Source organism: Paraglaciecola arctica BSs20135, from assembly GCF_000314995.1.
In the GTDB taxonomy this organism is placed as follows: domain Bacteria; phylum Pseudomonadota; class Gammaproteobacteria; order Enterobacterales; family Alteromonadaceae; genus Paraglaciecola; species Paraglaciecola arctica.
This window is the reverse complement of sequence record NZ_BAEO01000018.1, coordinates 76,270-95,530: the sequence shown is the minus strand read 5'-3', so window position 1 is coordinate 95,530 and position 19,261 is coordinate 76,270. Positions and strand designations below refer to the sequence as shown.

General features: G+C 37.1%; 16 protein-coding genes. 4 read left to right on the top strand and 12 right to left on the bottom strand.

What is annotated here, in order from left to right; genetic code table 11:
- Positions 1–30: 30 nt before the first annotated feature.
- The 6 genes from GARC_RS25885 to GARC_RS26705 all read right to left on the bottom strand — a co-directional run bounded on the left by GARC_RS25885 (position 31) and on the right by GARC_RS26705 (position 6,559).
- Positions 31–1,074 carry a GNAT family N-acetyltransferase gene (locus tag GARC_RS25885; RefSeq protein WP_007618500.1) on the bottom strand — a complete coding sequence of 348 codons (1,044 nt, stop codon included), beginning with the start codon at positions 1,072–1,074 and terminating at the stop codon, positions 31–33.
- Positions 1,075–1,120: 46 nt separating this feature from the next.
- Positions 1,121–2,167 carry an aspartate aminotransferase family protein gene (locus GARC_RS07590; RefSeq protein WP_007618498.1) on the bottom strand — a complete coding sequence of 349 codons (1,047 nt, stop codon included), beginning with the start codon at positions 2,165–2,167 and terminating at the stop codon, positions 1,121–1,123.
- Positions 2,168–3,112 carry a polysaccharide deacetylase family protein gene (locus GARC_RS07585; protein WP_007618496.1) on the bottom strand — a complete coding sequence of 315 codons (945 nt, stop codon included), beginning with the start codon at positions 3,110–3,112 and terminating at the stop codon, positions 2,168–2,170. It lies immediately after the preceding gene.
- A gap of 2 nt (positions 3,113–3,114) precedes the next feature.
- Positions 3,115–4,851: an asparagine synthetase B family protein gene (locus tag GARC_RS07580; protein WP_007618494.1), complete on the bottom strand. Its 1,737-nt coding sequence runs from the start codon at positions 4,849–4,851 to the stop codon at positions 3,115–3,117.
- Between the two features lie 79 nt (positions 4,852–4,930).
- Positions 4,931–5,833 (bottom strand): glycosyltransferase family A protein, encoded by a 903-nt coding sequence (locus tag GARC_RS07575; protein WP_007618488.1) that lies wholly within the window; start codon positions 5,831–5,833, stop codon positions 4,931–4,933.
- Between the two features lie 561 nt (positions 5,834–6,394).
- Positions 6,395–6,559 carry a hypothetical protein gene (locus tag GARC_RS26705; protein ID WP_007618485.1) on the bottom strand — a complete coding sequence of 55 codons (165 nt, stop codon included), beginning with the start codon at positions 6,557–6,559 and terminating at the stop codon, positions 6,395–6,397.
- A 435-nt stretch (positions 6,560–6,994) separates the two neighbouring features.
- Between GARC_RS26705 and GARC_RS07570 the strand changes: the two genes are divergently transcribed.
- Both GARC_RS07570 and GARC_RS07565 read left to right on the top strand, forming a co-directional pair.
- Positions 6,995–7,501 carry an acyltransferase family protein gene (locus GARC_RS07570; protein ID WP_039989060.1) on the top strand — a complete coding sequence of 169 codons (507 nt, stop codon included), beginning with the start codon at positions 6,995–6,997 and terminating at the stop codon, positions 7,499–7,501.
- A gap of 11 nt (positions 7,502–7,512) precedes the next feature.
- On the top strand, positions 7,513–8,073 hold the full coding sequence (locus GARC_RS07565) for a hypothetical protein (RefSeq protein ID WP_153810888.1): 561 nt from the start codon (positions 7,513–7,515) through the stop codon (positions 8,071–8,073).
- A 3-nt stretch (positions 8,074–8,076) separates the two neighbouring features.
- On the opposite strand, the gene GARC_RS07560 is transcribed toward GARC_RS07565, so the two are convergent.
- Entirely contained in the window at positions 8,077–9,321 is a 1,245-nt protein-coding gene (locus tag GARC_RS07560) for a glycosyltransferase family protein (RefSeq protein WP_007618484.1), read from the bottom strand.
- 193 nt (positions 9,322–9,514) lie between these two features.
- On the opposite strand from GARC_RS07560, the gene GARC_RS07555 reads away from it, so the two are divergent.
- Together GARC_RS07555 and GARC_RS07550 are read left to right on the top strand one after the other, a co-directional pair.
- Positions 9,515–11,002: a lipopolysaccharide biosynthesis protein gene (locus GARC_RS07555; protein WP_007618483.1), complete on the top strand. Its 1,488-nt coding sequence runs from the start codon at positions 9,515–9,517 to the stop codon at positions 11,000–11,002.
- A 380-nt stretch (positions 11,003–11,382) separates the two neighbouring features.
- The gene (locus GARC_RS07550; protein ID WP_007618481.1) at positions 11,383–12,045 is read left to right on the top strand and encodes a tetratricopeptide repeat protein; all 663 of its coding nucleotides are present in this window, start codon (positions 11,383–11,385) and stop codon (positions 12,043–12,045) included.
- Positions 12,046–12,070: 25 nt separating this feature from the next.
- On the opposite strand, the gene GARC_RS07545 is transcribed toward GARC_RS07550, so the two are convergent.
- From GARC_RS07545 to GARC_RS07525, 5 genes are all read right to left on the bottom strand, one after another.
- On the bottom strand, positions 12,071–13,777 hold the full coding sequence (locus GARC_RS07545) for an asparagine synthase-related protein (RefSeq protein ID WP_039989057.1): 1,707 nt from the start codon (positions 13,775–13,777) through the stop codon (positions 12,071–12,073).
- A gap of 56 nt (positions 13,778–13,833) precedes the next feature.
- Positions 13,834–15,315 (bottom strand): lipopolysaccharide biosynthesis protein, encoded by a 1,482-nt coding sequence (locus GARC_RS07540; protein ID WP_007618479.1) that lies wholly within the window; start codon positions 15,313–15,315, stop codon positions 13,834–13,836.
- 27 nt (positions 15,316–15,342) lie between these two features.
- Positions 15,343–16,677: a putative O-glycosylation ligase, exosortase A system-associated gene (locus tag GARC_RS07535; protein WP_007618478.1), complete on the bottom strand. Its 1,335-nt coding sequence runs from the start codon at positions 16,675–16,677 to the stop codon at positions 15,343–15,345.
- Positions 16,678–16,756: 79 nt separating this feature from the next.
- The gene (locus GARC_RS07530; RefSeq protein ID WP_007618477.1) at positions 16,757–17,968 is read right to left on the bottom strand and encodes a glycosyltransferase family 4 protein; all 1,212 of its coding nucleotides are present in this window, start codon (positions 17,966–17,968) and stop codon (positions 16,757–16,759) included.
- Between the two features lie 79 nt (positions 17,969–18,047).
- Positions 18,048–19,259, bottom strand: coding sequence for a TIGR04063 family PEP-CTERM/XrtA system glycosyltransferase (locus GARC_RS07525; RefSeq protein ID WP_007618476.1), 1,212 nt, complete (start codon positions 19,257–19,259; stop codon positions 18,048–18,050).
- Positions 19,260–19,261 lie beyond the last annotated feature (2 nt).

Genomic DNA, 19,261 nt, shown 5'->3' with positions numbered 1-19,261 from the left:
GGAATACTATTTTTCATATTACCCATTACTTCACTTTTTCCATTTCTGCTTAATCTCTGACAAATTTTCTTTAGCTGTTCCTATGAGACCATATATCCGTCTCGGATTAGTAATTTTCACTCCGCATAAGTTACGAGATTTTGTCATCCATTTTGATTTATATTCATCATTACCTGTCAAGAAATCTATAGTTGAAACGCCATCTTTTTCAATTGTATGTCGGCACAACTCCATTGTTAAAATATTACCTACGCTTCTGTCCGCGTATTTTTCCCTATAAGCAAGCTTAAAAATATAAGCGTTATTATCATCGATAAACCACATCTGAGCCGCTACAGGATAGCCATCATGGTAAATAAATCCTAACCTCAGTTTATTTTGCATCGCAGCAATTCTTGCGATGCTATTGATAAACTCTGGATGAGATTCTTCATGCTTCCAGCTCTCTTCGTAGACGGCATGATAATCTTTTAGTTTATTTTCCAAATCATCTTCACAAGTGATAATAATTTCAAAACTTTCTTCTTTCTCAAGTTTTGCCTTCGCGCGCCTAGTATTACTTCTCATATTTTTTGAGCAATTAGAATAGAACGAATCAAAACAGTCAATTTCATCGTGGTACCAATTGCGGGTTTCAGTGTAAGAAAAACATTTGAAACCAATATCACTAAAAGCTTTTACATAACTTTCAATTTCGCTTTCATAAATAAAATTCAAATGAATTTCATCAAAACCAACTAAAAAATCACAATGTGTTTTCACCAACTCTCCAATGGAGACTTCAGCTTCCCCTAAATTAATAGCCGAAAAAATACATGAGTAATAATTAGTCATACTCATCAATTTCTTACTTTTGAACATAGATTGCTGTTTAGAAGTGAAGAATGGAATGTAACTGAGATGACTGCCCTTAGAAGTATTCAACAACACACAGGGTTGTTGATTATCTTGCAAAATATACTGTTCAAATTCTTTAAACCATTCCAAATTGAGAAATAAGGGTAAGTTCAAATTAGTATGTTGGGTATTTGATACATCAATTTCTGTAACGCTCTTTAATATATTGCTATTCATGAACTTCCCTAATTTACAATATGTCATAAATTTCAAAAATTTAGACTTACTGATTTAATACTTGAATAATGTAATCAATATCAGACTGTTCTATATTCTGGTGGCATGGAATTTGAATTATCTTTTGCCTATATAGTTTACTTTGCTGACATCTAGATTCAGCCAGCTCTTCCCATCGATAAATCTGTATGCCCGCTTTTCTCATTTTGACAAATACAGCCTCGTCGTGAATTAAAAACGGTAATACGTAAGGAACGGTATTAGAATCTAATTCAGGAAACAGAACTGTCCCATATTTATTGTTTGCTAGTCTGTTCGCCAAAACTTGATAGTTATCTCGTCTAACTTTTTTAACATTAATGTGGTCGGTATAGCTCAACACCAATTCATCTGCTGCTGATATCCAGCTAGTCATTGAATCTATATCCAAATACAACCATTGCTTTTTTTTAAGGAAGCCTAATTTACACTTAACTTTTCTATACAAGTTGTTAAATTGCTGGACAAACTTTTTTGGCAAATTTGCATAATTTTCTTGTACCTTTTCAATAGCTTCAAAATTACTATTAACAATTAATTCCGCGCCAGATGATAATGGATAAAATTTTACTAAGCTGGTGACTGCCGCCTGTCCGTATATATGAGATGGGAAAGCTGCATGAGCCAGATCTTCAATTAAGATATTTTGATTTTTTTTACAAAACTCAGATAATTTTTCAATACCACAATCAAAACCAAAATAGCGAATACCTACGATATTTTCGAACTTCCCAACATTTGAATTGAGAAAATTAAAATCTGGTTTAAGGTCACTACATATTGGGTAAAAATTAACTGTAATTCCAGCAGCTAAGAAAGGTTCAACTAATGCTGGGCAATGGTAGCTTGGCAACCATACTGATTTGCTACGTAGACTTGTAGCTAAAATATACAAACCTGATCGAGCACTATCCATAGTGTATATATGATTATTAACATTCAATAACCAGCGTTTTGACGCAGTAGTAATTTCAGGGGTAGAAGGTAACCCTAAAATGTGTGGCAATGGGTAATCTCTAGCATTTGCAATTGGTGTTGTAAAAAATAACGTCATTTAAATACCCAACATATTTCTAATCATCCGCAGATGGAATTTAAGCGGAGTTTTATCCCAAGGCGTAAATCGATTTAGCTGATAAAAATCGGATACGGGTGTTGACAAACCAGAGGTTGTAGATACTGCATATTCAAAGCCGGATTGTTTCACTAAATCCACTGCGCTGAGAGGGTAGTCCTCAACAGGCTTACCATTGGGGTAAGCAAATCCGTTAACACCTTTATTTAACCATTGTTCCAATTGCTGTTTACTTTGTTCAATCTGGTGTTTTTGTTGCCCTTCATTCTGGCTTGCTAAAATGGGGTGATCAACTGTGTGCGCGCCAATATCGACGCCCAGTTTCGCGAGTTGGTTTATTTCATCTGGCGTCATCATTTTATTAGCCACTTCATTGGCCTGATTATCGGTGTATAACTGGTCGATAATATTGATACGTTGCTGGTAATCTTGATATTTAATCAATGGGATAAGTTTATAGGCTAGCTGACGACGACTGCTAATATCACTAACTTGTTCAGTTGCTAATTGCAGCGCCGACAAATTAAATTCTGATATTGACGGGTTCCCAATCAAGTCAATTAATCGATCATTCCACATATTGCCACCAGAACTAAAACCAGTCGCAATATAAACGGTGGCGGGAATGCTGTATTGCTGCAAAACAGGTTGAGCCACAGTTAAGTTATTCAAATAACCATCATCAAAGGTGACACAAACTGAGTTGGCGGGTAATTTTCCAACTTTCAGTAATTCAATAGCTTGGGGCAGCGCCACAGGGTTAAAATACCTACCTAATAACGCCATCTGCCATGCAAATTCTGCTGTATCTGGCTCCGAGGGCCGCATCGGATCTTTTTGGGAAAATACCTGATGATAAATCAAGATACTTAGTTTATTTTTACTCGTAATTAGCCCTAGTTGTTTCAGCATCCAGTGCAACATGATTATTCGTTACCCTGTAACCATAACTCCAGAATAACCATTATCCAGATCAGCTCGCCATAATAACCGGCATGCACACTTTGGTGAGCCGCCAAAGCATTGTCGATAAGAGAATGATTAACAATGTTACGGGCTTTAAATTGTTGTAAGCATTTCAGGGTAATATCTTTTAACTGCTGGTTTTCTTTCATCCATACCCCAAAAGGCAAGCCAAAGCCATGCTTGCTTTTTTCTAATGTGGCATCGTTTAAAAAGCCTTTGCAGGATTTTTTATAAAAGTCACGTAATTGCCCACCGGGCAACTTTACTTCAGCGGGAATAGTGCAACTAAAATCGATTAACCTGCGATCTAATAACGGAAAATCCACTGTTACACCGGCTAACTCACACATTTTAGTCACTTTGACTAAGTCGTTATCTGCCAGTGTAAATTTCCAATCCAGATACAACATGCCATCGACGGGATCATCATTGCTACATTGGCGATAACGCTCACGCTTAAGCTCAATCGGTTGTTCTTGATCAACTTCTGACAAAAAGGCTGCTGGAAACATATTTTCAGCACCAAGCTGTTTAATAAAATTGTAGTTTTCCATCCTATCCGGCAAGGGCACATCGGCTTGTCGAATATAACTGGTAACTTTTTTAAGTCCAGGGATACTAGCTGTTAACGGATTATCAAACGCGAGTCTCGGCAAGGCTTGTAACCATTTAGGTGCTTGATGAAAATGTTCAAACACTTTTTGCTTGGCATAACGTTCATTACCCGCAAATAACTCATCGCCACCATCACCGGCCAATAAATGAGTAACGCCATGTTCTTTGGCAAAAGTGGCACAAAAATACGCGGCCATAGCCGATGAATTACCAAAGGGTTCATCAAAGTACTGTGCCACTTTAACAAATTCTTTAGCTGCCATATCTGGCTTTAAATATAAAATTTCATGTTGTGTCTTAAAATGCTCGGCGGTTATTTTCGCATAAGCTGTTTCATCGTAAGCAGGCACTTCAAAACCCATGGAGAAGGTTTTAGCTGGTTGCTGATGTTTAGATAACATACCTGCCACGGTTGAACTATCCAAGCCACCACTTAAAAATGCGCCACAATCCGGGGTAATTTGTTGTGCCACCGCCTGTTCAATTATGGCTAAACATTCTTGTTGAGCGACGGCTTGATCCTCAATGTGTTTGGCAAACTTAGGACTGTAAAGGTTTTGAGTAACCGAAGAACCGTGAGCATCAAAAGTAACGGCATTTGCTGGGGCCAACTTAAAACACTCTTTGTAAATAGTGTCAGGTGCTGGGATACAGTGAAAATAAAAATAGTTGTAAATCGCTTGGGGCGATAATGTACAACTAACAATATCTTGCTGCTTAATTAACTTGAGTGAATCGCTGATATACAAACAATCATTCTGTACTGAAAAATAACAAGGCTGAATGCCAACATGATCATTCACTAATACTATTTTTTGATTAGTTTTATCAACTATTAACAACCAAAATGCACCAGTAAGACTGTTGAATAGCTCACCGACATTTTGGTTGGCCTGATATTGTTGTGCGACGTAAGAGGCAGTGCAGTTATGCTCGTCGAGTTGCATATTGCCGCTGTAAGCAACATCTAATTCCTTACTTTCGAAATGGCTGACTTTATTATTTTCTCCACCAATAACTTGGCAGCGGAACTTCTCAGAAAACACTATATCTAAGTGTTTTTTGTCAACAGATAAACTCATTATATTTACTCAATACTTCCATGAACATGACTATTGTTGCTAAACCAAAAGGTTATAGCAACAATTAAATTTCCCAGTATTATGCTGCGTACTTAAGCAATGTCGGAAAAATAATGTATCGAGTGTATAACAAATATTTGAAGCCTCTATATTGAAATATACTTTTCAAATGGTATTTAAGAGACATAGTTACATTTCCACTTTTCAACAGTTGTACCGAGTAAAAATGAAAGTGCTCTGCCAATTTATAGGTAATCTGACTTTTGATATTTTTTGGAGGGGACATTGCGAGCATTTTTTTTGCAAGCTTTGGAAAAGTACCATTATAGGCATCACTCTTAGACAAAGAATCTTCTGTGTCATAATATAAAAAAGTTTTTTCATCCATAGCAACAACTTTAAGCCCCGCTATGCAGATTTTGAATGCCAACCATGTCCATTCCAAATATTGGACATAATTTTTGAAAAACTCAATTTTTATATCTGCAGTTCTAAATAAATGATTACAGTTATGTAGCCAATTTTCTTGGTAGAGTGCATAAAATTGATCTTCATTTACATTACACATATTTTTATAATGTATGTTTTGTACATTTTTAGTAACGCTATAACCATTAGTTACCACTAGTGACACGTTCTGATTTTCTTCTAATATTTTCAACCTAATATCAAGCGCATGTTTTAAATATTCATCGTCATCATCCAAAAAACTGAAGTATGGTGTTTTGACAAGTTCACGTCCCCGAATATGGGCTAAGGGAGCAGAGCCAATATCATTGTATATATAGATGACATCAGGTTGGGCTTTAAGCCACTCACACACTTCTAAATGGAACTTGCTGCCATTGACCGACGCTATAATAAGCACTTTTTCATCACTACTTTTGCGTATCGACTCTACAGCTCTTTTAATAGCATCAAACCGCTTCCATTCAGCCGTAGTGGGAATTATGACAGTAATTTTTGAATTATTAATTTCCACACAACTTCCTTATAATTAAGGTAATAACTTAAGATGAGCAACATTATTATGGTCACCTCCAATCAAGAAAATAATTATTGACGTTTTAGGTATATGAACCCGACGCAAGAATATTTTAGGTTCCGTACATCTTTCGTTTCCCACTTCCATCAAATACCACAACATTCAAACTATGATGCTCACATAGGTATGTAGTGACAAGAGCATTTATCCATCTAATCAGCAATGCTGGATCGTAAATTGAGACTATGAATAAATTATTTATTAAATTTTCATCAACAATTATTCAAATTTTAATGCTTGAAACTGTCTTGAAAAAGCATGAAGTTGTTGAACGGTTATTTCCGTATTTACTTGATTGGCTAATATATCAATATATTCCATCAACGCGACCTTAATCTTATCTTTATTATAAATGGTGCAATGGTAGATAGCCCGGCATTACTTAAAAGTTGGCCTGTACAGTGATGTTATCCAAGATAAACATTACTTGGCCCGATGACCATTTATCAAAGGCTTTTAATGACGCCGAGAGGGCTTCTACATCCCATCCATTCGCAGTTAAAAACCGGGTGAAAGCCAAAGTGCGATATACACCATTACTCCCCCAAATAAGGGAACAATGATCAGCTCACCATAATACTCAACATGCACACTTTGGTGAGCTGCCAAAGCGTTGTCGCTTAAATAATTATTAACAATGTTACTGGCTTTAAATTGTTGCAAGCATTTCAAGGTAATATATTTTCACTGTTGGTTTTCTTTCATCCACACGCAAAAAAACAAGCCAAAGCCTAATGACGTTTACTTAAGGTCAACGGCATTAACCCAAAGCGGCCACTAAGTTGGTTGTATAGGCTGTCTATATTCAGTTCTTTTTTAAAAGTTCTGCAATGTCAGCCGCTCTGCATGGATGCTGGTTGCGCAGTACATTGCAACTGCATACAACACTGATCCCTTTAAGAGTAGATTGACTAAATGTATGTTGATTAAAATTTGGTAGGTAAGTTGAATCGAAAAATAAAATTCGAGTTTCGTATTGCAGTTTGCTAACATTGACGGCCTATAACACTCTCATGATTTACTCTATTGTTGCTAAATCAGCGTATACAAAAAATGTATATTTTAATTGGGTAATTAATATATCAATCGAAAAACTCAATGAATAACCAACTTTCTATCTATCTCGATCTAATGCGGTTTATCGCAGCTTTAGCTGTATTTGCATCACATGCAACGGGTTTTTCTGGTGGTTGGTTCTGGCAGTTTGGAGGAATGGGGCACGAAGCTGTCGTGTTCTTTTTTGTGTTATCCGGTTTTGTTATTGCCTTTGTATGCATTGACAAAAAAGAAACACGGTCGGAGTATATTGTTAATAGATTAGCAAGAATTTATTCCGTTGCATTCCCCGCTATAATTCTAACAATTACACTCTATTTTGCGGGGGCTGAACTTAATCCAGCAGTTTTCGATAAAGTAGGTGCGGATAATTCCAATCAAATTCTAACTATCCTTACTGCAATGACGTTTTTAAATCAGAGTTGGGTGGCATGGCCTTTTTTTTCAAATTTACCCTACTGGTCATTAGGTTATGAGGTTTTATATTACGTTTTTTTGGCATTATTTTTTTCGGGAAAGGAATTAAAAAATACACTTTACTATTTTTAGTTATTTTGTTGATGGGTCCAAGCGTATTTTTATATTTGCCTATGTGGTTCTTTGGAGTTCTGTGCTTTAAAATAACGCAAAAACATAGTGTTTCAGTCCTTGTCGCAATAGTTTTATTTTTATTTTCCATTATCGGGATTGTAGTTTTTTCCATCGGTTATGTTCAGTCTTTCGTTGATGCCTACATGACTGTATTATTACCTCCTGATTTCTATGTTCTTCTTTTAGAACCGGCCGAACGCTTTGCGAGTGACTACATATTGGCATTATTTGTTGCATTAAATATATTCTCATTCACAAATATTGGTCGTTCTATCTTCATCTTTAAACCAAGTATAGGATTTGCAATACAAAAAATGGCGACGCATACATTCTCACTGTATTTGTATCACATGCCTCTATTGTTTTTTATTTCAGCGATTGTCCCCTATAAACCTACTTCGGTAGTCACTCTAATATTGTGCTGGGTAGTTGTTCCATTTTTGATATTCTATTTAAGTAATTACACAGAAAATAAAAAATATAAATATAAATTATTTTTTAACCGCATGTTGAATGTATTAAAATTGTAAAAATCATTCTTTTATATTATCTAAGAGCTGAGTAAATCGATATGCCTGAAATTGTCTTGAGTATTTTTGTATTTTCGTACTGTCAATAACTTTGGGATGTGTGTTTGATAGCTGATGAATATATTCCATCAAAGCGACCTTAATTCTTTCTTTATTATCTAATGGTGCGATTACTGTATTACCGGCTTGTAGCAATAACTGGCCAGTATCACCTTCGCTAGGGGTCAGAGCTAATACAGGCTTTTGTACCCGAATATACTCATAAGCTTTTGCGGGAATTTGATAGTTGCAGTTAGCTGCCTGCAATAACAATAAACCATCAACATCAAACATTTCCTGCAATGCCTGTCGATAAGGGACTGTGGGCTCCAATTGTACTAGTTGATCTATCTTCAGCACCGCCAGTTGTTTACGAAATAGATCATCGTGTCCGGTAGCACGGAGACGGATAACAATATCCTTCGAGGAAATACTACCTTCATTTTGTAACTCAGCCAGCGCGTTAAAAAAATCGGTGGGGTCGCGTTCAGATGGATAAATCACTCCACTATGTAGAATCACTTTAGGTTGATTATCTACCGCATCCTGAGATGAATGCAAATCAGCAAATAATGTTTCATCAAAACCGTTGGGAATTATCTGCCAAAAATCTTCGCTGCATTGAGGGTATTTGTATTCATAGAAGATTTTAGCTCCCGGAGCGGTAATAAGCGCATATTTGCAATGCTTAATTATTTTCTTTTCAATCCACTCAAACCAGCGTTTTTTTACCGGTTCTGTAGGATAATCAGCTTGTGCCATTGGGTCACGAAAATCAGCAATCCATGGGATCCCCGTTAATTTATGTAAAATGTAAGCAATAAAATGAGCCGATGCGATAGGGTAAGTGGAAACCAGTACATTTTGTTTGTTTTTTAAAATAGACCACAAGCCCGAAATTACCCCACCGACAATCCAGCTTTGCCAATTATCCGGTAATGCCATCCAAGCCAAATATTTACCACGCCAGGATAAATCTTTGGCAGTGTTGCGTGCGAAGGCTCTTATAACCTCAACATTGTCGGGAATAAACTGCAGTTGTTCTTCAGACCAACGCTCATAAGCTTTTAATGAAGCAGTTAATACCGTGACATCCCATCCTTTTTCAGCTAAAAACCTTGTAAAAGCCAAAGTGCGATGTACACCACTACTGCCCAAAATCGGGGGATAGTGATAGGCAATATATAAAATTTTATGCTTTTGATTCATTTAGGATGAACAACAATAGTAAGTGATAAACAGGTATAACATTATCAATATAGAAATCTCAAATAAAAACTTATTATTTTCAATGCATTATTCTTTTCTAGCTGATAGTTTAGCCGACAGAATTGCGTCGATACAGCAATTTCATATTGTGAAATTTAATTTGGGTAAATGACCGTATATTTAACGGATTTTAATGACAGAAGATATAGGTAGTAAAGTTTTTTCAGGTGCAATTTGGATGGTTGCGCTAAGGATGTCAGTTAAATTTATAGGTCTGCTGAGTACTATGGTATTGGCAAGACTGTTAGTGCCAGAAGACTTTGGTATTATCGCGATAGCTATGACGATATATGCATTTTTAGAGTTAATTAATGCATTTGGCTTCGATATGGTGTTAATCCAAAATCAACATGCCGGCAAAGCCGACTACGATTCAGCCTGGACTATGCAGGTAATGTTTGGATTTATTGCAAGCCTGCTTATGTGTTTGGTTACCTTCCCGTTGGCTCAATATTATAATGATGAAAGACTAATCGAGGTCATGTTCGCTTTGGCGTTATTGTTTCTGATTAATTCATTAAAAAATATTGGGTTAGTTGATTTCAGGAAACATTTCCAATTCAACAAGGAATTCAAATTTCAACTTATCGTTAAAGTCCTTTCGACCCTAATTACGATTTCATTGGCCTTTACGTTACAAAGCTACTGGGCGTTAGTATTTGGAATGCTCTCTTCTTCTTTCATCAGCCTGATACTATCCTACCTAATGAGTCCATACAGGCCGTCATTTTGCTTTGAGAGGGTGCAAGCTATATTTCGTTTTTCCAAATGGCTATTACTAAATAATTTGTTATTTTTTATGAATAACAGAGCCCATGATTTAATCATAGGTAAAATTATCAACCCGCAGGCCGTAGGCTTATTTTCAGTCAGTAATGAAATTGCCACATTACCAACCAGTGAACTGATTGCACCAATAAACCGTGCCAGTTACCCAGGTTATACTAAGGTTTCCTCTGATCAATCAGCTTTAAGTCAGTTATTTCTTAACATTGTTTCTTCAATCGCTATCTTAGCTATCCCCGCTGGTGTCGGCGTTGCTGTACTGGCCCCAATACTAGTGCCCATTATGCTGGGTAATCAGTGGCAGAGTGCGGTGTTGCTGATCCAAATTATTGCCGTATCCAGTGTAGCGGTATCCCTGAATACCAATATTGGTTATGTCTACATGGCCATTAACCGGCCTAAAATAACAACCGTATTGTTTACTTTGCGGCTGATTATTTACATCCCAATATTAATCTACTTTTTATCTTTATTTGGTGTTCTTGGGGCCGCTTATGCTTCTGGACTGGTATCGTTTATTATATTTCCGGTAGCAGTCACTATCGCCTGCAAAATGATACAGCTTAGGGTAGCCGATTATTTGCGAACCATTCTCAGACCAATATGTGCCAGTGGCATAATGTACTTGCTATTAGCGCACTTGGTACAATTGGAATCGGATTATTTTGCGATAGATATTCAAGCATCAATTCTATATTGCATTGCATACGCCCTATTGGGAGCGCTGATTTATGTGATTAGTTTAATTGGACTGTGGTGGATAAGTGGCAAACCCGATTCGGCAGAAAAAAAATTAGTAAATAAGATGTTCAAATTAGCCCATGGTACTTCATAGTTAATCATCACCTAGTGTACTAAAAAGGTAGCTTGCCATTTAATTTTAAATACGCTGCTTGTATTAAACCGTACAGATAAAATTTTAACCTCAATATTTTGTCATGCGGATAATCATTCTGTCATTAAGGATTTATTTACATTTCCATGTTTCGCCTTTAGAAATAATGGCGCTGTCATGTTCAGATTTCTGCATTTGGTTAACTTCAAAATCCAAGCCTAAAAACAGGTCAATTTCAGCGATGGATGCCTGGGGAGTGTACAATAAATTTTTGATACGCGGATAAGGAAGTTATTTTTCTTCATTTATTCAACCAATAAATGGTAAGTTAACAATATTATTAGTCTACGTAAATTTATCGAAAAAATAGGAATAATTAAGTGAAGTACTTTTATCGATTTTACAGCCTTGTTATTTTAACTATTTCTTTATTTTCCACAACGATATTAGCCAAAACTTATAATAATGCAACCTGTGGCATTGTTAATAATCAACCTTTATCAAGTTCGTATGGTCCGTGGGATTTTACTAATCCGGAGCATGCCTCTAAGCTCCCAATTGTTCTAGGTGCACATTTTACTCCTGAAGTAGAACGGTTGATTAGAGGAAAGAGCTCTACCAACCTTCATGGCGATATTATTTACACACTAACTGCCATCCCTAACTATCATCGTGCACTATATGCTATGTCAAAATTAGAAATGCGGGATAGAAATAGACTTAAAAATGGCGAACTCTATAACCCAGATTATTACACCGCCGAATGTTTCTTTAAACGCGCTATCTATTTTCAACCTAAAGATGCCATATCACACATGTTATACGCCATGCACTTGATTAAACTAGGCAAAACTAATCAAGCAGAGACAGAGTATTTAATTGCATTGCAGTATCAACCTTTGAATGCCGAGATCAACTATAATCTTGGACTGCTTTATTTAGACATGGGAGACATCGACAAGGCCAGAAAATACGCTAAAACAGCTTATGGGCAGGGCTTCCCATTAGACGGTTTAAAACGAAAATTGGCGCAACTGAAGTAGTCAATGTTGCTTTGAAATTAGAATACTAATTATGTACTAACACCTTTAACCTTTTGAGTTTATCGATTAAGTATGAATAATCTTTAACTCCGATTCTATGCAAGACCATCGCAATCATCAACTTTTGAGAGTTGAAGAATTCTTGTATATATCTATTTTTCCGCAAAGCTAAATATTCCGAAAAATCTTGTTTTCTATTTTGATGATTCGTTGTGCTTTTATCCCATTGATAGGATAACGATGAAGTGTTTTTTATTGGACAGGGAACATGTTTAGGGTAGGTTTGCCAAGGGGTTTGCCTAGCGCATTTTGGAAAGTATTCAAACCACTGCATATACAACTTGTGATACATCATCTCTTTAGCAGGGAAGCCGTAAATATTCTGCAAAAAATCACTATCAAAAAAAGGTAAATGCAATTCGGTTTTGTGTTGGCATATTGTTTCAAAATGCAGGCTTAAATGACGTTTTTGGTCATTATTCATCAAAAAATAGTACATTGACCTAGTTTTACCAAAGTGCAGTTCTGGTAACTCATCTAGAATCGAAGCCTCAATTACCCCCTTAGATAACTGCACGTATTTTGATTTAAAGAAAGATTTAGGAACAAATGTCTGTGCCAATGCCATAAACAAATCGATAGCGTATTTATTATTGTCTTTATCTAATGCATCCAACATAACGTCTTCGATATAAACATAGCCAAGTGCCACGCTACCACCGTCACCAGACCATACTAACCTTTGATTACTTTTTATTTTTCCGGTAGCAGCACATTCATCGGTTGCATCAGCAATTAATTGAGTCCAATTTGGAAAGGACAAAGACTCAAATACCTTTTCGTGGTGATCAATTTGTGCACTTTTGGCAAAAACCCGAGCATATTCACGATCTTGTGATTGGTGAGTAGAAAAATTAAAAGTGTGCAAGGTCTTTACATGCTGTTTTAAACTTGCGGCTATCACACGTGAATCCAATCCACCGCTTAAAAATGCAATGGCTTCGTTACTGTCATTTAACCTAAGTTTAATGGCATCTTCGAAGCTCTTATACAACTGCTCAATATCGATTGCTATGGCTTCGCTCTTAGCTTGAATATCTGCCCAATTCCAATATTGACTGATTTTAACCGTTCCTTTTTCTATGTTGAGAATTTGGCCTACGTCAATACGTTTTATAAATTGATACTGGGTTCGATCAGACAAGCAATAATTAAAAGCCAAATATTCACATAATCCTGTGAAGTCAGTTTTCAAATCCAGCTGCGGTAAATATTTAAATAGTGAAAACAACGATGAAAAAACAATAATATTATCTTTTTGATAGTAAAAAACAGGTCTAATACCTAACTTATCGGAGAACAATTGAATTCGATTCGCAGCTTCATCAACGTGAATACCAGAAAATACCCCCCTAGCCGTTTTTAATATTTTGGATAGGTTGTTATCAGCCCCCGCCTGATGTAATTGCGTGACGTCGTCATGCAAACTTGTGCGATAACTATTCCGTAACAATGGTTCGCCAGCGATAACTGTGGTGTGTAACTCGCTTTGCAGAGTTGTAACATTGTCATATGCCTGAACATCACATTGAAGTATTAATGTGTTCGATTTTTGTTGTTCGAACGTTGCCTTTTGATTGCAGAGCACTGCAAATTGCTTCCTAACATCCGTTAACAATTGCGAAGATGGAGGCTCATTTGAAAGGCTTATTACTCCTGCAAATACGGTCAAATTGGTTCTCCATTAATTTTAGGGGGATCGATATCCGTTTAACTGTCAGTATATAATTACAAACTCTTTCTACTAATCTTTGAATATATAATATTTAAAACTCTTTGCTCAGGCCCAACTTTTGAGTTTGACAGATTATAAAGTACGATAGATACGATAGAAAATACTAAAACACCGATTACTACCTCTAACAATAAAACAATGAGCAGTGGCCATTCAAAGCTGTGTATTAATGGAACAAGGAAATTTAGTGAAATGTGCATAACGCTAGCGGCAATGATAATGCGCCATATTTGCAATAATAAAGCTTTAATAGACAATAAACCAATGAATTGCTGTGTCCATAACATTAGAATCATACCTATCAGTCCGGTAATAAGGACACTATAGGTTAGCCCCATAATGCCATAATAAATTACCGAGACGGGCAAAATGGCTAACCTCATAAGCATCATAAAAAATGAGAATCTACCTAGAATATTTACTTTACCTGCCGCGATTAGAGCAGACACAGAACAAGCACTGATGACCCGCGTAACACCAAACAAAGCTAAAACTTCAATAATGGCGATGGCACTTATCCAATTATTACCTAAAACCACTTTAACAATATCTTCAGCCAGAACACTTAGCCCCACCGCCGCGGGAATAGCGACCATTAAAGTTGTTGCCAAGATATCAATATAAGTCTCTTTCATTTTGCTTAAATTATGATTTAACTTGGACAAGCCTGGTAGCGCTGAACGGGCTACTGGCATCGCAATTTCTGTGGATGGCATTCCGGATACCTCATAAGAAATAGTATAGACACCTAGTTCTTCTGCACTTGCAAACTTACTAAGTAAAAATGTGTCTAACTTTAAAGAAATAGCACCCATAGTCTCGTAAAGAAACATCCATTTTGAAAAGTTTAAAATACTACGCCAAGTCGTTAAACAAAATCTGGGACGGTATGCAGACATTAAAAAGCTGGCGAAAAGTGCGGCGACGCTACCAGCAAGGACACCTAATGGAAAAGCCCAATAACTTTGCCATGTTAAGGCTACCGCAATAGTGACCGAGAAGGAGCTGATTTTTTGGAATACATTGAATTTAAAATCAAAGTTAAAATTCATATCTCTTTGAAAATCAATTACGCCAACATTTGTAAAGCCTTGGATGAAGGTTGAAATAGAGTAAGCATAAATTAGTGGAACAATGGCAACTTCATTAAAATAGTCTGCTAGCCATGGGGCGCTGATGAGCATTACAATGGACAAGGCCGTAGCGCGAATAATGCTTAAGGTCCAAACAGTATCGTAGTCATCTTTGGTTGCATTTTGGTTTTGTATTAACGCTGCATTAAAACCAAATTGAGTGACCAATTCCAAAAAACCAGACAATAAAATGGCTTTTGCAACAATACCGTAATCCGCAGGAACTAGGATTCGTGCCAGAATCAGCACACTGATAATGCCTAGCATGCGAATGGTCATGCGCATTAAGACAGACCAAATTGTGCCAGTAGCTATTTGCTTGGCAATACTCTTATCAGGCATAAAGTTAAATCAACTATGTAATATTTGTTATGTTTCAACACTTTTTATTGCCGCAGTATTTTTTACGGTTTTAATATTATATTTTTTTGCTAAATGGTTGGTGCTTATAACCACAACTATTGCGACTACCGCGTACAACAAGTCAAAATAGGCTCGACTAACATTTGCACCAGTGATGCAAAAGCCTATTAAGGATAGGCTGAGGGCATTACTTAAATGTTCGCACCATAAATTTCCATATTCTTTCGCTAACTTTCTATTTCGATTGTTGAGACTCAATGTTTTTAACAAGATAGCTAAGAATAATGCAAGACCGACAAAGCCATGATCTCCTAATACCTGCATATATATATTGTGTGCAGCTTTGGGAGCTACCTCTATTGAAATAGGTGGCGTTTTTAAAAAGGAGAAGTCGGGGGTCAGCGATCTATAATAATCCCATATAAAAGGATCGGTAACGGCTCGAAATCCTCCACCTGTCATAGGGTTATCTAACGCAATTAGCGTGGAAATTTTCCAGGCCCATAACCTGCCGATAAAGGATCCATCTTCGATTGCTGCAGTCTCAACTGTTGACTGTCTTTCTTTCCATTCCTGTGGTGCATTCATATACATAATAGGAATAATACATACGGCAGCAAGGCTGAGCATTAACTTATGTTTTGATTTCCACCAAAAAGCAATTGCCAGAATAATAAGACCGATAAAACCACCACGGGAATATGTCCCAACAACAGCCATTATGTTCAACCCCAATAATACCCACAAGCCATTTTTTAGGATTTTATGTTCGCAAGTCTGGATTAAATAAATAACTAATGGAATACACATGTTTATTGCAACCGCAAGATCATTACGATCTTGAATCTGCCCTGCAACGCCCACAATACGGTGGCTGCCACCAGACAGGATAAACTTTGTGGCTTCCATGGCCGCATAGCTTGAAATTGACAATACAATAGCCCAAACAAACGTATCTATATGTAAACGCTTTTTAAAAATTAAAATAGCAAAGAAAAATAGCATCAGAACTTTTAAAAATTCACTAAAGCGAAACCATACTTCCTCCGGAAAAGAAGTAATACTGGCCAAAGACGATACCAGTGTCCAAAAACCAAACAATAAAACTAATACTCCAATACCACTTAACTTAAATTTTTTATTTTTGCTTACAAATAAATAAGACAGAAACGTGATAATAACGACTGTAAGATTTAGACGAAAGTTGGTTGAAAAACCAAAAGCCCAATCTGCTGGCGCAGTCAATGCTATCCAGATCCACGCACAAACACCTATATAAGGTCGTTTGAACGAATAGTAAATTATTGCAATAAGAAGAAATGTTAACGCAAGATCACGCATTAATTATCTTCCTTCTTCGAAGCATAATTAAATAAATAACAAACACAAAGTATATCTAATGCGAGATATAAACTATCAATCATAATGTCTTTACCTTGGAAATTGATTCCTGATTTGGGACGCTTATTGCTTGAGTATAAATTTCAAATAAAAGTTGGCTGGTTTGTTGCCACGAAAATTTTTCAGCATATGCTCTTACCGCCGAACGATCAGGTGGATTATCAACTAATTGTTGTATGGTTAATATAATGTGTTCAACGCTTCGTTCAGGTATTAGTAAACCGGCATCATCACTGGCAACCACTTCAGGAGTTCCCCATATAGCGGTTGCGATAACAGGAGTACCACAGGCCATAGATTCAAGTAACACATTTGCCCAGCCTTCCCGACTGGAAGCCAGTATTAATGCATCCGATGCGGCATAATAATCTCGTAATTCTTGTTGGTTTAATAAACCTAAAAAGGTCACTCTATTTTCTAAGTTAAGTTCTTTAACCTGTTTTTTTAAGCTGTCTTCCAGTGGACCATTACCGGCAATACACAAATGAATATCAGGTAAACTCGTTAACGCTTCGATTATTAGGTGATGGCCTTTTAGTTCTATTAAGTTGCCCACAGACAATAAGTTAAAACCGCTAATATTCAGCAGTCTGCGCAATTTATCTCTATTTTCTTCGGGGGAAAATTTAACTAAATCCACTCCGTTTCTAGCGACTTTAACACCTTGGCAGTTTGGTTCCAAAAGCTGCATCTCATCTGCCAGAGCTTTACAAACAGCGATAGCTTGAGTGCAGTTTCTCAGAGCCCAGTTAATCATCCTTTTGGGTAATCTGTACTGTGGGATCAAATGTATATCACTGCCTCTGGCCGTAATAGTGACGGGCTTGCCTAATTTTCTCGCTAACCAAGTTGCTGCAACACCATCGGGGAAAAAATAATGGCAATCAATAATGTCAAAATCGAACCCATCTTGCAGTAATTGTTTCAATTTGGGTAATAACGCCATCGCCATTAGCATTGGCGCTAAATTCATGCCAATTTTGGGTATCACTGGATAACGAGGATGGTAGATAGTTAAATTATGACGCACTTCAGTGCTGGGTATTTGCGCATACTTTGCATATTCACCAAATATTCCTGATGCCACTGGAAACCAAGGGATAGCAGCCATCACTCTGATTTCAGTATCGGGAAACATCGCCTTAAAATTCAAAACACGGTTTTCGATAAAAATACCGTGTCTAGGTTGTTGGCTATTGGGATAAAGAGTGGTTAATACCAATATTTTCATTATTTCAACAACCGTTCTGCTACCCAACAATGGATCGTTTCAATATCATTATTAATACTTAATGGATGAAAAAAACGGTTCATTTATTTTGGGCTACCAGTTTAGGATAAACCTGCTGATAATTCGCTACAGAATTTCCCCAGTTACGTTCATCTTCGACATACTTTCTGCCATTAGCGATAGTCTTTTCCCAATCAGCCTGTTGGTCCAACACCTGTACGGTTTTGTTGATTAACTCGGTCACACTGCCACTTTTAAATAACCAGCCATTATTACCATCTTCAATTAATTCTTTATGTCCACCTACATCCGATGCGAGTACCAGCTTACCTTGTGCCATTGCTTCTAAAGGTTTAAGTGGCGTAACCAACTCTGTTAATCGCATGGGTTTACGTGGATAAACCAATAAGTCGACCAAGCTGTAATAGCGGGTTACATCTGCATGGGGTACACGTCCTGGCATGATTACTTTATCTTGTAATCCTAAGCTATGGATTTGCGTTTTTAAGTTTTGTTCTTGTGGGCCACCACCAACTAGCAATAACATGGCGTTGGGGATCTGCTTCAAAATGCCTGGCATTGCTGCAACTAATAACTCGAGTCCCTCATAACCATAAAAGGAGCCAAGAAATCCCAGTACAACTTTATCTTCTAGTCCTAACTGTTTAGCAAGCTCACTATTTTTTTCAGTGATCAAATTAAACTGTTCGATGTTTACGGCGTTGGGGATAACAGTAATTTTTTCTTCTGGCACTCCGCGGCTAACTAAATCATTACGCAGCCCTTCACAGATTGTGGTAACTGCATCTACCCGATTCACCACAAGATTTTCCATTTTACGGGTTAATCGATAACGTAAATCACCTTCTTTACAAGTGCCATGATCGACTGCGGCATCTTCCCAAAAAGCCCTAATTTCATAGACTACTGGTAAACCGGCTATTTTCGCCGCTTTAAGTGCCGCTAAACCGTTTAATGCAGGTGAATGCGCATGGATCACATCGGGTTTTTCGATTTCTATTGCTTCAAGTATTCTATCCCGTAACGGGTTAACCAAAGCAAGTTGGTTGACCCCAGGTACTTTAGTTAATAGGCCTTTTGGTACCTTAGTACGATAAAAAGCCAAGTCATCAACCACTTCAATATCGCTATCAAAATGACCTTGTTTGGGGCTAGTCACATGACAGGTTTGCCAACCTAATTGATGTTGGTGCTTTAGAATTGAACGGGTCCGAAAAGTGTAACCGCTGTGTAAGGGGATCGAATGATCTAGTACGTGGAGTATTTTCATCA